A 14,381-nucleotide genomic window follows, 5' to 3' on the forward strand; every position below is an offset into this window, starting at 1 on the left:
TTGGCTACAACGCTTAATACGGTGGGACGCACTAATTTACGCGCGTCTAAAGGAAAATATATTCTTACTGGAATCGGTATCGCAATTTCTTCATTTTTTATTGCTGCCGTTATTGTATTAGTCAGCTCTTTGCAGGGAACTCTAAATGCATCGGTAAATGGCATTCTTTCCAAAGCAGATAACGTTGTTGTCTCTTCCTATGCGCGCGATAACTCTAACACTGAAGCAAATATCTATCTGGATGAAGAGAGCATCAAAAATATTCAGAATGATGATTCAGTCGATCAGTCGTGGATTGTCTACCAGGGTCGGGGTAAGTTTGGTCCCGATAAAACTCAAGTTTCTTATACCCAAGCGCCTAACAGCGCAGATCTTTTTCCCTTCGACTTTGAAGGTAAATTGCCGACCTCAGACACCGAGCTGATGGTCTCGAAAGATTTTGCACAAAAGCATAATCTTCAACTTAATTCTAAGGTCAGTTCCCCTGATATAGTCGCGTCGATCTCTGACCCAAATACAGGAACTACGCGCGAGTACACCATCACTGGTATTTTTGATGTCGGATTCTCAGGCTCCGATACGAATAATGCTATGTTTATTGGCGGAACTTCCTATGGGGAGGCAGCTAACAAGGCACTCAAAAATGCTGGGGGTGCTTCTTCTGCAAACTACGCTGTTCCCGGTGCCAGCATGGCATACGTCAAGTTCAAAGGAACGGACGACGCCGCTGCTCGCGCAGAGCTGCAGAAGAAACTCAACACGGGTGACAAAAAAACTGAGCCTTCTGTTATGTCCGGTCCTGAGTACATGGAGGTTGTAAAGAAACAGCTCTCCACGATATTCACGTTCCTCGGTGTCATCTTAGGCGCCTTTGCCGCATTAGCGCTTTTGGTTTCTTCGTTCGTTATCTCGAATACCTTTGCGGTTCTCGTGGGACAGCGCATCCGCGAACTGGCGTTGTTACGTACTCTAGGGGCACAGGGCTCGTCCTTGGTACGTATGCTTGTGGTTGAATCGCTTGTTGTGGGCGTCATTTTCTCCACTATTGGCGCGGTTCTCGTGTATCCGATCGCGGCATTGCTGAGTGCGCTATCCAATAATAGTTTCATGGTTTCTTACGATCCGATGGCTTTTGTTGTCGGTGTTGTACTGTGCACCTTGGTAACGGTTATTGCCTCGCTTGCTCCGGCGCGTACCGCTTTGAAGATTTCTCCCATCAGCGCGATGGGCGAAACTACGGCTCAGGCGGTCAAGAAGCCGAACATCGCAGGCCTTATTGCGGGTCTTGTTATCGGTGCTGGCGGCGGTGCACTCATGATCGTTGCGTTCAACACCATCACGCAGAATAACGATAGCTCAAATGCAGGAACCTCTGTTCTTCTCGTTATGATTGCCGCGCTTCTGCTGGGCATTGCGGTCTTTATGCTGACCCCGTGGCTTCTTCTGCCCCTTGTTCGTGTCCTGGGCTCAGTCTTCCGCAACCAGACCGGAAAATTGGCGGTAGCAAATGCACTGCGTTCCCCGAAACGTACCGTTTCGACCGGGCGCGCGGTCCTGGTAGGCGCACTTGTCGTCACTACAGTACTGACCGGATATTCCATCATGACATCCACCGTGGCGAACGCGATGGATAAGCTATACCCGATCTCTGCGGCAGCCACCTACGGTACCGGACCTACAGCAGGATCTGAGAGCGTCAATAAGGCGCGCTCTGTCGCTGATAAAGTTCGCGGTTTGGAAAACGTCGATAGTGTTGCTGTGGCTTCTGCAGCGGGTACCGTTGATTTCACGGTTCCTCCGAAAGACGGTGGTGAAGCACAGAATCGCACCGAGAATCTGGTAGCACTCAGCCACGACGATCTCACAAAGGTCATTCCGACTGAAGGGTCACATCAGCTCGAAGATGATACCGTGCTTGTCTCGGCTGCCCTTTATGATAATGCCCACTTCAATGACTCCACTCGCCTTAAAGCACGTGGTCCTCTGGGGACGGTAGAGTTAAAACCCATCAAGTCCACCAGCAACAATATGTCGCTATATATTGTGAATCCCACGACCGGTGCCAAGCTGCAGAACGCCTCAGATCCAAAGCCTCTACTAGATTCATCACAGGCTCCTGAAAACGCTCAAGTTCCTGCAGAAGCTGCCCCGGATACTGGGGAGCAGAGCTCTGCTGCATCATCGACAAGTGGGGCTACCGGTGCCCAGACTATGGTGCTCGTTCACGCCAAGTCACCGCTTTCCTCAAGTGCAAACTCGACTCTTCAGGAACAGCTCACCAAGGCTAATGACGGTAACGAATTCACCGGTGGTTTGCAGGGACGCCAGCAATTTGATCAGATTATGATGATCATGCTGATCTTCACATTAGTTCTTCTTGCCCTGGCCGTAGTCATCTCGATTATCGGTGTAGCCAATACGATGACTTTGTCGGTGAACGAGCGTCGCCGCGAGAATGCGATGCTTCGCTCACTGGGTCTCTCCCGCAAACAGCTGCGTCGCATGATTTCAGCCGAGGCAATTCTGATTACCTTAGGAGCCGTGATCCTAGGCATCCTCGCGGGTGTTGGAATTGGTATTGCCGCCGCTAAAGTTGTGATTGCAGGTACCAGTTCTTCTACTGAAGTCGTCATTGATCTTCCTTACCTTGGATTGTTCTTTGTTCTGCTGGTAGGTCTGGTATCGGCGTTCGTTGCCTCGATATTACCAGCGGCCCGATCGGCCCGTCTCTCCCCTGTGGAGGGCATGCGAGGCTAGTCGATTGGCGAAATAACCTGCATCGAAAAGGGCGAACTCCCCACATTAGGGAGTTTGCCCTTTTTATGTGGTTCGTGCTCCCGAGTTATTTTTACGTGTAGAAGTCCCGGATATAAAACTTAGAAAACCCACTTTTATAGATCTAAATAGTCTATATATTCTTACTTTCTAGGGATCAAAATAGCGTCCATAATTATTGCAGAGGCTCTAAATTTTTTTATTTAATTATTTTTCTTCTTCGTGGATATTTTCATCCTTACGGAGGCTTGCTTTTTTCAATCCCTAGTATTTCTCATCCAAAAGTATGAGTGCCATTTATTTTGTCTTCAAGAATTTCAGCTCAAAGGATGACAAATGTCAGGGGATATATTTTTGCAATCTTGAAACAATTAAATCATGAGCACATCAACAATTCCCGCATACGAACCTGCGGTAGCAACACGTAATCTGTCCAAGACCTACGGCACGGGCGAAGCCATCGTTCATGCCCTTAACAATGTGAACATCGACTTCGAGTACGGCAAGTTCACCGCCATCATGGGGCCTTCCGGTTCTGGTAAATCAACCCTGATGCAAACTCTCGCCACGCTCGATACTCCAGATCGTAATCCAGAGACGATTATTCGCATCGGCGATACCGACCTCTACGGCCAAAAAGACAATCAGCTTACCGAATTCCGCCGTGAGCATGTCGGGTTTATTTTCCAGGCATTCAACCTAGTTCCAACCCTTACCGCCGGGCAGAATATCGATTTGCCGCTCGGCTTGGCCGGTAAAAAGCCCGATTCGGTGTGGCGCGACTACCTTGTTCAAACCCTAGGGCTGCAAAAACGTCTGGATCACCGTCCCGAACAGCTCTCCGGCGGTCAACAGCAACGCGTCGCTATTGTGCGTGCGTTGCTCTCCCGTCCGGACGTCGTCTTCGCCGACGAGCCCACCGGCAACCTCGATTCAAACTCCGGAGCTGAGGTCCTGCGGCTTCTCCGGGATGCGGCAACCGAGCACCAACAGACCATCCTCATGGTAACCCACGATGCACACGCAGCATCCTACGCAGACCGCGTGGTCTTCCTCAAAGACGGCATGATTGCTGGCGAAATGCTTAATCCCACCCACGACGCGGTGCTTCAGGCTATGGGCCAGTTGGAAGGTGAATAACATTGGCTGCAACGCTTAATACGGTGGCGCGGGCAAATATCCGCTCCTCCAAGAAGAAATACATTCTCACGGGTATTGGTATCGCCATTTCATCGTTCTTCATCTCAGCAGTGCTGATGCTTACCGCATCGCTTCAGGCCACGATGGATGCGACTATCGGCGATGTCTACGCTAACTCCGAGAACATGGTAGTCTCTGCGGGTGTCATGGACCAGGATAATCAGAACTCAACCGCTAAGTTCCCGATGTCCAATGACACGGTTAAGAAGATTCAGGAATCTCCAGAGGTTAGCTCATCCTGGATTCTATACACTTTTTCCGGCACCTACGGAGCCGATAAGGAGAAGGTAGCATACGGTTCTGCGCCACCGTCAAAGGACCTTTCGCCCTTTGATATTGAGGGGAATCTCCCGTCCACAGACACCGAACTCCTGGTCGCTAAGAGCTTCGCCGAGAAACACAACCTGAAAATTGGCGATAAGGTAACCATGCCCAATATCGTCACCTCAGCCACCGATAAGGATAACGCGAAAGACACCGAGTACACCCTCACAGCTACCTTTAACACCGGTATCTCAGATTCACAGATGAGCGACAACGTTTTTATTGGTGGCACCGGTCTTGCGGATACCGCGCGTCAGCTTGCAGAGGAAGAGGGCGGGATCGTCTCAGACCCCGCTAAACCCATGGCGCCTCAGGCATTCATTAAGCTCAAGAACAATACTCAGGAATCGCGTGACGCCCTGCAGAAAGAACTGAACACCGGTGATAAAAACACCACCCCCAAGGTGCTCTCTAACACGCAGATGATAGATCACCTTAAGAAACAGTTCTCAACGCTCTTCAACTCGCTGAATACCATTCTTATCGCCTTCGCAATTCTGGCTCTGTTAGTTTCTTCGTTCGTCATTTCGAACACCTTCGCGGTGCTGGTGGGGCAGCGCGTACGCGAACTCGCCCTGCTGCGTACTCTGGGTGCCCGCGGTGGTTCGCTGGTGCGGATGCTCCTCATAGAATCACTAATAATTGGGGTCTTCTTCTCAGTCATCGGTTCAGGACTGGTATACGCGGTCGGTGGCATTCTAAACGCGATGTTCAGCTCGTTCATCGTCAATTTCTCCCCCACGGCGTTTATTGCAGGCGTACTCATGTGCACCGCTGTGACCGTACTCGCTTCACTTATACCGGCGCGCACCGCACTGAGTATTTCCCCTATTAGTGCCATGAGCGCAAGCACAAGCCAGGCGGTCAAGAAACCTAGTGTTTTAGGAGGAATCTTCGGTATTCTCTCCGCTCTTGCAGGCGTTATTATCGCTATCGCGGCTATAGGGAATAAAGACGGCGGATCTGCTATCTCTTCCGTACTGCTGGCATGCCTCTTCCTCGGCATAGCAGTCTTTCTTCTCACCCCGTGGGTTCTCATCCCTCTGGTTCGTTTTTTCGGCGTAGCTCTGCGCGGGCAAACGGGTAAACTGGCGTTAGCAAATTCCTTGCGCTCACCCAAACGCACGGTCTCCACTGGGCGAGCCGTGCTAGTAGGAACCTTGGTTATTTCCGCTGTTCTCACCAGCCACTCAGTGATGAGCGCCTCCATTGCCCAAGAGATTGATAGGATATCGCCGATTTCGGCATACGCTCCTTTCGGTGAATCTACCACAACTAACGGCAGCGCAAGCGTGACAAAGGCTCACGAAGTTGCTGATAAGATCAGGGGCACGAAGAATGTTGAGGCTGTCAGCGTCGGCTCGGCTGCGGGCGTTATCGAATACACAGCAAAGCCCGATAACGCAGACTCCGCCAATCTCAAAGACAATGTAATTGCACTTAGCAACGATGATCTGCACAAGGTAGCAACCGGAGAATCAGGTACCAATGTAAAGAATGATGAGGTACTTGTTCCCCAGGATATTTGGGATCTGGGTAAGTTCGATAACAGCACTCGTCTTAAGGTCAGCGGTCCTCTTGGCGAGATTGAGCTCAAACCCGTCAAGGCAAACACTAAGGAACCGTTCTTCGTGGTATCACCGGAAACCGGTGCCCAGGTTCAGAATGCATCTGATCCGCAGGCCGCTAGTAATCAGGCATTGCCGGACGATCCCGCCGCCCAAGAAGCGCTCATGAAAGCGGCTCAGGAAAACCCCGCCTTGGCGCGTAGTTTCGCAGCACGCGGTACAGCAACCATGGTTCTGGTGCGGGCAAGCACTCCACTGTCATCAAGCGATAATACCGAGCTTCAAGGGGAGCTTGCCAAGGCAAACAACGGAACCGATTTTCAGGGTGGTCTTCAGATTCGCAAGAATAATGACCAAATGCTGAATATTATGCTCAGTGGTGCCTTGATCCTGCTGGCACTGGCTATTGTGATCGCCATTATCGGTGTGGCGAATACTATGACCCTATCGGTGAACGAACGTCGCAGGGAGAATGCGATGCTCCGCTCGCTGGGCCTGTCCCGCAAGCAGCTGCGGCGTATGGTTTCGACCGAGGCTGTCATGATTACTCTCGGCGCGTTGGCGATGGGTATCGTTTCGGGTGTGGGTATAGGCCTTGTACTTTCTCAAGTACTGGTACACGCTACTCGCGAGTCCATGGCGATGGCAGTAGTTCTACCTGTCAGCGGTCTGGTTCTCGTGCTCATCGTGGGTATCATCGCTGCGTTTGCAGCGTCGGCTATCCCAGCCTTCCGGTCGGCGCGACAGTCCCCGGTAGAAGGGCTGAGTTCCCACTAATCAGGTAGGCTAGATCCTGCAACGGGTGAGGGCTCCCGGTGTTATAGATAATACCGGGAGCCCTCACTATCAAAAATATCCCGGAACCTCTTTGGAGGTTCCGGGATATTCTGTACTTTATAGTGTGATTCTATACCTCTTTTGGCGCTTCGTATCGCGGGAAAACCGGGGTCGGTGCAGGAAGCTCCTTCCCAGCTGTCAGGTTCTTAGGGAGCGCAGCGAAAAGGCGTTCCTCCCCTTCTGCTACCCCCAGCAGGTCAAGAAGTTTCTCCATCGAATTGGGCATAACCGGCTGCATCAGAATGGCAACCTGACGGACCACCTCAAGAGTCACGTAGAGTACGGTATTCATACGCTCAAACTCGCCGTTCTTGCGCAGAGTCCACGGTTCCTGTTCCGCAAAGTAAGCATTCGTATCGGCAAGCACAGTCCAGATGCGCTCTAGGGCACGGTGGAACGCCTGCTCATCATAGTCTGCCCGCACCGGTTCATAAAGTGCGGAAGCATCGGCCAGAATCTTGCGGTCAGCCTCAGTAAATTCTCCAGGGGTCGGTACCCTACCGTCACAGTTCTTAGCAACCATTGAGAGCGAACGCTGCGCCAGATTACCCAGGTTATTCGCCAAATCAGAATTAATACGGTTGATAATAGATTCTTCGGAGTATGAGCCGTCTTGTCCGAAAGAGACCTCGCGCATCAGGAAGAATCGGACCTGATCCAGCCCGAACGCTGCCACAAGATCCGCGGGGTCCACCACGTTGCCCACCGACTTCGACATTTTCTCGCCATTTACCAGAAGGAACCCATGCCCAAAAACACGTTTGGGCAGCTCAAGACCGGCAGACCAGAGGAAAGCAGGCCAATAGATAGAGTGGAATCGAGTAATATCCTTACCGATCAGGTGCAGATCAGCGGGCCAATATTTCGTGAACAGTTCCCCGTCCGTATTGGGGTAGCCAAGCCCGGTCAGGTAGTTAGTCAGCGCATCCACCCACACGTACATGACATGTTTATCGTTGCCGGGCACGGGGACACCCCAGTTGAAGGTGGTGCGTGAAATCGAAAGGTCATTCAAACCGCCCTTGACGAATGAGATCAGCTCATTGCGACGCGATTCAGGGAAAACATACCCTTCGTTCTTATAGAGTTCTAGAAGTTTATCGGCGTACTTTGAGAGGCGGAAGAAATAAGACTCTTCCTCAGTCCACTCAACTTCCGTTCCGGTAGAAATGGCGTAGCGCTGCCCGTCGCGTTCTTCGGTCTCATCCTCGGCGTAATAGGCTTCATCCCGCACAGAATACCATCCGGCATATTTATCGAGGTAGATATCCCCGTTCTCTTCCATACGCTTCCAGATTGCTTGAGATGCCTCATAATGATCCGGATCCGTAGTGCGAATAAAGCGATCGTAGCTAATACCGAGAGCATCGTTCATCGCTTTGAAACGGGCGGAGTTCTCATCGGCGAGTTCTTTGGCGGTTTTCCCCTGTTTCTCAGCGGTGGTCTGCATCTTCTGCCCGTGTTCGTCGGTGCCCGTCATAAAGCGCACGTCAAAACCGTCGAGTCGCTTGAAACGTGCCAGCACATCGGCGGCAATGGTCTCATAGGCATGACCGATGTGGGGGTTTCCGTTGGGGTAAGAAATCGCAGTCGTGATGTAGAAGGGGGTAGCACTCATAATTATTAATCTTACCGCAGTTTTTCAGCATAGATGCGGCGAAACAGTAATGCGACAAGCACGCCGTCATGTACCCACACACAACCCCAGCTGCAGCAGCAGACCCCCTCGCACATGTTGCACGCTGCACACCGTGACGGTGCTCAGCACGCAGCATGTGCGAAGGGGCCACCTGCGTTTACAACAGTGCGTTGTAGGCTGGGCCCGTTAGCCGCATGACCACTCATAGAAGACCTGCGAGAAGTCACGGGCTGCCAACCGGTCCGGAGCAATCACCCAGTTCGCCGTACCACAATCACCCCAGAGCACGCCTATGTTCGAGTTTATCGTTAACAGGTTAACGGTACGCCTGCGGATATCAGAGCTCTCAGGGTATTCGCGGCGTGGATCACCCTGTACAAAGTCCGGTAACCCACCAAGCCTTGAGTAGTCCCCTGAACCAGTAAATTCCTCAATTTCTTCCACCTCAAAATCTTCAAGGTCAAAAAGGCTCATAATAGCCTGTTCCGGGTATGCCTGGTTCCACCTCTCAAGCAGCGGGTGATTTATCGAATCGTTCGGGGCAAATATTTCCCGCCCAGGCGTCGTAAATGCGAGTGCACACTCACTTTTGATAGGCCACCAGAATTCCCGCTCATGATCCTCCCAAGTCGCTACCGCATCCGGATTCGCTTCACCCAGCTGAGGATAATAGATCACACGGTGGTTCTCTCCCTTATATATCCCCCACTTATCTATCCCCCACCCTGCGTTTGTGCTCACCCAGAACTGCACCATGCCGGTGGGCGGATAAATGGGATTCTCCGGCAGTTCAGTACAGTTGATTTGCGCAATCATACCCATCGGCACCCCGTCTGAATCGGTGGGTGCCTCCACGCCGATGGGAAGATACGGCACTCCCCCGAACTTCGAGACGGTCACCGGCAGCGGCTCAGCAGCCTCAGAGGGCTTAATCCCAATAGTGGGTAATGGGTTCTCGGTATAGAGCTCTTCAACAAGGGCAGCAGCTTTCTCAACAATATCACTCACGGGGAACTCTCCTTCAACGGTTCTATCTATGGTCATTGCTGGGTTGTGCAGGTGTTTCCGCCTGCGCCCTAGTTTAATGAGAGCACCTTCCCGAGCCAATACACAACCGATTTCGTCATTACCTGTTTTGTCCAGTAGCAGGAACAGCACCATATAGCTCCAGCCGCTCAGGTAGGTGGTATATACGGCAGGAAAGAAATTTCAGGGCGTTACTATTAGTCGCCATAAATATCTCAAAGGCCAAGCACACACGAAGGGGTGCCTATCATCATGATAGACACCCCCAGAAACGCTAGTAGCTTAGTGCTTAGCGAGCCACCGAACCTTCGGTATAGTCATCGTCAACAGTGTTCCACGAGAACAGCTCGCGCAGTTTGCGACCGGTAGCTTCAATCGGGTGAGACTCGCCCTTAGCACGCAGTTCCTTGAACTCGGGTGCGCCTGCGGCCTGATCGTCCATGAAGCGTTTTGCGAAGGCGCCGTTCTGGATATCGGCGAGAACTTCCTTCATGTTCTCCTTGACCTGAGGAGAAATCACGCGAGGACCGGAGACGTAGTCGCCGTACTCGGCGGTGTCGGAAATGGACCAACGCTGCTTAGCAATACCGCCCTCAATCATCAGATCCACAATGAGCTTGAGTTCGTGCAGAACCTCGAAGTATGCAATTTCAGGCTGGTACCCTGCCTCGGTAAGAACCTCGAAACCGTACTGAACCAGCTGCGAAAGCGAACCGCACAGCACCGCCTGCTCACCAAAGAGGTCAGACTCGGTTTCTTCGGTGAAAGTGGTCTTAATAACACCTGCACGGGTTGCACCGAGTGCCTTAGCGTAGGACAGAGCAAGATCCAGAGCTTTACCGGACGGATCCTTCTCAACGGCAACGAGAGCGGGCACACCACGACCTGCTTCATATTCACGACGCACGGTATGGCCGGGACCCTTCGGCGCAACCATAGCTACATCCACACCTTCGGGAACGGTGATGTACCCGAAGTGAATGTTGAAGCCATGTGCGAAGAACAGAGCGTCGCCAGGCTTCAGGTTGGGTTCAATGCTCTCTTTGTAGACCTGAGCCTGTACCTGGTCCGGGGTCAGAATCATGATGAGGTCCGCCTCAGCTGCAGCTTCAGCAACGGTAGCTACGCGCAGACCTTCTGCTTCAGCCTTAGCGCGGGATTTGGAGCCCTCAGCCAGACCAACAATAACCTTGACTCCAGAATCACGCAGGTTCAGAGCGTGTGCATGTCCCTGAGAACCATAACCGATAATCGCAACGGTACGTCCCTGGACTGGGGCGAGGTCTGCATCGTCGTTGTAGAAAATGGTTGCTGCCATTTTGTCTCCTCAAAATAATAGGTTTAGCCCGAACTCAGGCTCAGGCGTTAAGTTTACTAGACGTGGCGCCGCTCATGGGCGTTCTGTGATAAATCTCAGGATGCGGGAAGTATCAAACCGCGGGCGGTGCTTCCCACATCCTGACAGGGTTTTAGCGTTAGATACGTTCACTCATGGAACGTGGACCACGAGAGAGTGCAATGGTCCCAGCACGCACAATCTCTCGCACTCCGTAAGGTTCAAGAACATCAAGCAAGGCGTTGAGCTTTTCGGGAGAACCGGTTGCCTCAATCACCACGGACTCGGTAGAGACATCAATAACCGAAGCACGGAAAAGGTCAGCGGCCTGCACAACCTGCAGGCGAGCGGCGGCATCCGCCTTGACCTTAACCATGATGTGATCACGCTGTGTTGAAGTCTCTGGGGCTAGCTCCACCACCTTAAGCACATGGATCAGCTTGTTGAGCTGCTTAGTGAGCTGTTCCAAAGTCTCAGGCTCACCATCAGCAACAATTGTGATGCGCGAAACGTCAGGAACCTCGGTGGGTCCCACCGCCAAAGACTGAATATTGAACATGCGGCGAGAGAACAAACCGGTCACGCGTGAGAGCACACCGGGTTTGTCTTCAACTAAAACGGATAGGGTGTGCAGGCTCATTAGTTTTCTCCCTCTTCTCGACCGAAATCGGGTGACGTGTTTTTAGCGATTTGGATGAGGTCGTTTGATACGCCGGCGGGCACCATCGGCCACACCATGGCATCGGGGCTCACAGTAAAGTCAATCACCACGGGACGGTCGTTGATAGCGAGCGCTTGTTTGATAACCTCGTCCACATCTTCGTCCCTCTCGCAGCGGAAAGTGGCGCATCCATAGGCGTCGCCAAGCTTCACAAAGTCAGGGATGCGGTCGGTTCCGTGCCCGGTGCGCAGGTGGGTGTTGGAGTATCGACCATCGTAGAAGAGTGCCTGCCACTGACGCACCATACCCAGCGAGGAGTTATTGACCACGGCAACCTTGATGGGAATGTTGTTCTGTGCGCAGGTGGCAAGTTCCTGGTTGGTCATCTGAAAACAACCGTCACCATCAATAGCCCACACAATTGAGTCTGGGTTGGCAACTTTCACGCCCATAGCGGCGGGAACGCAGTATCCCATAGTGCCGAGTCCTGCTGAGCTGAGGAAATGCCGTGGTTTCTCTTGGCCGATGAAATGTGCGCCCCACATTTGATGCTGTCCCACGCCGGTCACGTAGAAAGCATCGGGGCCGGTGAGGGCGCTCAGGCGCTCCAATACGTGCTGGGGGGATCCCAAACCATCATCGGTCTTGGTGTACCCAAGGGGGTAGTCGTTCTTGATGGTATCAAGTTCAACCCACCACTGCCCCAAATCCGGCAACTTATTGGCGAACTCGGTGGAGAGCAGTTCATTGAGTTCGGGGAGCACATAGCGCAAATCACCCACGATCGGCACGTCTGCGAAGCGAATCTTGGAGATTTCTGCCGGGTCTACGTCAATGTGGATGACCTTGGCTTCGGGGGCGAAAGAGTCGAGTTTACCGGTCACGCGGTCGTCAAAACGAGCCCCTAGAGTAATCAGCAGATCGGATTTCTGCATAGCGAACACGGCGGGAACGGTGCCGTGCATACCAGGCATGCCCAGGTTTTGCGGATTGGAGTCTGGGAAAGCACCACGGGCGTTCAACGTGGTCACCACGGGAGCCCCAGTAATTTCGGCGAGCTTTGCCAGCTCCTCGGATGCACCGGAGCGGATAATACCGCCGCCAACGTACAGCACGGGACGTTTGGATTCACTGATGAGCTTGGCCGCTTCACGAATCTGCTTGGAGTGACCACGGGTTACGGGAGTATACCCACGCACCTCAACCTTGGGAGGCCAGTTGAACTCCATCATACCGACCTGCGCATCCTTGGTGATGTCCACGAGCACGGGGCCGGGGCGTCCGGTGGAGGCGATATGGAACGCGGCAGAGAGCGCACGCGGAATATCCTGTGGATCAGAAATCATGAAGGAGTGCTTGGTAATCGGCATGGTCATGCCCACCACATCCGCTTCTTGGAAGGCGTCGGTGCCCAGAAGTTTGGTGGAAACCTGACCGGTGATAGCTACCAGCGGAACGGAGTCCATATTGGCGTCCGCGATCGCGGTGATCAGGTTTGTGGCGCCCGGCCCTGATGTTGCAATACACACGCCGACTTTGCCGGTGGAAGTTGCATACCCTTGAGCCGCATGCCCTGCCCCCTGCTCATGACGAACGAGGATGTGGTTAATTTTGGAAGAATCCATCAAGGGGTCGTAGGTGGGCAGAATTGCGCCACCTGGCAGACCGAAGACATCGGTAACACCCAAAAGTTCGAGTGTACGAATAATCGCTTGCGAGCCGGTCATGCGTTCGGCAGCAGGGGCTTTTTCTTCAGCCTGCCCACTACCCGCGGAGTTAATCGAAAATCCCGTGGTCATAATAATGATGCCTCGTTTGTATTGTTTTCTAGTTCTCGACAGATGCGCGTGAAGCCCGCCTGTTCGGGTATCTTACGCACTGTTTCGCTCGCTGTAGGCTCCGGTCGGGCGCCTTTAGCTATAAAAATACCCTCCGCTATGGTGTTGCGAAGGGCGCACATTCTATTCACAGAAAATCTACCTTGTGAAGCGCCCTAGGCGACGACGACAAGGCTAAGAATTCGCTGCGTCTTGCGTGTTTGCACCTTTATATAGTCTCGCTCTTGATGTCATGAGTCAAATTTCCACGCCGTTTTTATGAGAGTTTCTCTAATTTCTTCGCATTGCGTGTACTTTCGATATATTTTCGAGCGCTTACTCAACGCTTTGGATACCGTGTTGGGGTCCCTGCGTTCGAGATAGCTGTAAAGTATTCAGTGCGGCGCAGGCAAGAGTCTCGTATCCTAGACTCTCACGGTAATCTGCGAGCTCCAGGAATCCCCCAGGTAAATATGTGACGTGATGCAGTGACGTAGAACGCCTTCGCCGGTAAGATGAGTACATGACCGACTCGCAAAACCTGGCTGCTTCACCCTCCCCTACACCGGAGCAGTCTAACCAACCACAGAGCGCCGAGGCTCTTACGGGAGAACAGCTCATCAAGGTGCTCCACCCTGCATTTGATGAGCAGATTATTAACTATGGGGCCTACAACTTGGTCTACGCTACCGGAAGCGCCATCTACCGCAACCCCGATATCGACCAACATCAAGAACCTATGCAGGAGCATTTTTTGGTGGGCTACCAAGAGGTTCCTGACGAGGTTATTATCGCCCCTATCCGCATGCCAGATGTTACGCCTGCTGGTACTGCATCCACCATTGATAACACAAATGCGCTGCACGCATACCGGGTAGGTGAACATTCGGTGGCTATTGAATCGGTGAACGGCAGCTCTTTCCTGCTTATTTTTGAGGATGCGCCTGAGATTACCACCATTCACGGGACCGGCGTTCTCAATCAAAGTCGCGACGTCTCTGCCTTCCGCGAGTTTGTAACCTCACGCTGGCCTGTTCTCTAGACTCTTAAACGGCCTGTACCATACAGGGCTGTCACGGATAATGCATATACACTAATCCAGCCGGACTGTATAAAAAAGCAAACCCCGTCACAGATAGTGACGGGGTTTATTCTGTGCGCCCTCTGGGACTCGAACCCAGAACCCATTGATTAAGAG

Annotated in this window: 9 protein-coding genes; 4 read left to right on the plus strand and 5 right to left on the minus strand. The window is 52.6% G+C overall.

The window, feature by feature from the left end; translation table 11 throughout:
* The 3 genes from HMPREF2958_RS05595 to HMPREF2958_RS05605 all read left to right on the plus strand — a co-directional run bounded on the left by HMPREF2958_RS05595 (position 1) and on the right by HMPREF2958_RS05605 (position 6,644).
* Positions 1–2,757, plus strand: a complete 2,757-nt coding sequence (locus HMPREF2958_RS05595; protein WP_070697204.1) for an ABC transporter permease — start codon at positions 1–3, stop codon at positions 2,755–2,757.
* A 396-nt stretch (positions 2,758–3,153) separates the two neighbouring features.
* Positions 3,154–3,915 (plus strand): ABC transporter ATP-binding protein, encoded by a 762-nt coding sequence (locus HMPREF2958_RS05600; RefSeq protein ID WP_004004947.1) that lies wholly within the window; start codon positions 3,154–3,156, stop codon positions 3,913–3,915.
* 2 nt (positions 3,916–3,917) lie between these two features.
* Positions 3,918–6,644 (plus strand): FtsX-like permease family protein, encoded by a 2,727-nt coding sequence (locus HMPREF2958_RS05605; protein WP_070697206.1) that lies wholly within the window; start codon positions 3,918–3,920, stop codon positions 6,642–6,644.
* Between the two features lie 130 nt (positions 6,645–6,774).
* Here HMPREF2958_RS05605 and metG read toward each other — a convergent pair whose 3' ends face one another.
* From metG to HMPREF2958_RS05630, 5 genes are all read right to left on the minus strand, one after another.
* Positions 6,775–8,322 carry a methionine--tRNA ligase gene (gene metG, locus HMPREF2958_RS05610; protein WP_070697207.1) on the minus strand — a complete coding sequence of 516 codons (1,548 nt, stop codon included), beginning with the start codon at positions 8,320–8,322 and terminating at the stop codon, positions 6,775–6,777.
* 207 nt (positions 8,323–8,529) lie between these two features.
* Positions 8,530–9,351 carry a YwqG family protein gene (locus HMPREF2958_RS05615; RefSeq protein WP_246828053.1) on the minus strand — a complete coding sequence of 274 codons (822 nt, stop codon included), beginning with the start codon at positions 9,349–9,351 and terminating at the stop codon, positions 8,530–8,532.
* Positions 9,352–9,658: 307 nt separating this feature from the next.
* On the minus strand, positions 9,659–10,687 hold the full coding sequence (gene ilvC / locus HMPREF2958_RS05620) for a ketol-acid reductoisomerase (protein ID WP_048779010.1): 1,029 nt from the start codon (positions 10,685–10,687) through the stop codon (positions 9,659–9,661).
* A 157-nt stretch (positions 10,688–10,844) separates the two neighbouring features.
* Entirely contained in the window at positions 10,845–11,345 is a 501-nt protein-coding gene (gene ilvN / locus HMPREF2958_RS05625; RefSeq protein ID WP_004004952.1) for an acetolactate synthase small subunit, read from the minus strand.
* Complete coding sequence (locus HMPREF2958_RS05630) at positions 11,345–13,165, minus strand: acetolactate synthase large subunit (protein ID WP_048753200.1); 1,821 nt, start codon at positions 13,163–13,165, stop codon at positions 11,345–11,347. Before HMPREF2958_RS05630 ends, ilvN begins: the two co-directional genes overlap by 1 nt.
* A gap of 541 nt (positions 13,166–13,706) precedes the next feature.
* On the opposite strand from HMPREF2958_RS05630, the gene HMPREF2958_RS05635 reads away from it, so the two are divergent.
* Positions 13,707–14,225, plus strand: coding sequence for a hypothetical protein (locus HMPREF2958_RS05635; protein ID WP_070448540.1), 519 nt, complete (start codon positions 13,707–13,709; stop codon positions 14,223–14,225).
* Positions 14,226–14,381 lie beyond the last annotated feature (156 nt).

The sequence above is a fragment of the Rothia sp. HMSC036D11 genome, from assembly GCF_001814205.1.
GTDB classification, from domain to species: Bacteria; Actinomycetota; Actinomycetes; order Actinomycetales; family Micrococcaceae; genus Rothia; species Rothia dentocariosa.

What these genes read in the sequence shown, in the direction of transcription:
- HMPREF2958_RS05600 (WP_004004947.1), top strand. Translation starts at nt 3,154, where the DNA reads ATGAGCACATCAACAATTCCCGCATACGAACCTGCGGTAGCAACACGT.
- ilvC (WP_048779010.1), bottom strand. Translation starts at nt 10,687, where the DNA reads ATGGCAGCAACCATTTTCTACAACGACGATGCAGACCTCGCCCCAGTC.
- HMPREF2958_RS05630 (WP_048753200.1), bottom strand. Translation starts at nt 13,165, where the DNA reads ATGACCACGGGATTTTCGATTAACTCCGCGGGTAGTGGGCAGGCTGAA.
- HMPREF2958_RS05635 (WP_070448540.1), top strand. Translation starts at nt 13,707, where the DNA reads ATGACCGACTCGCAAAACCTGGCTGCTTCACCCTCCCCTACACCGGAG.
- metG (WP_070697207.1), bottom strand. Translation starts at nt 8,322, where the DNA reads ATGAGTGCTACCCCCTTCTACATCACGACTGCGATTTCTTACCCCAAC.
- ilvN (WP_004004952.1), bottom strand. Translation starts at nt 11,345, where the DNA reads ATGAGCCTGCACACCCTATCCGTTTTAGTTGAAGACAAACCCGGTGTG.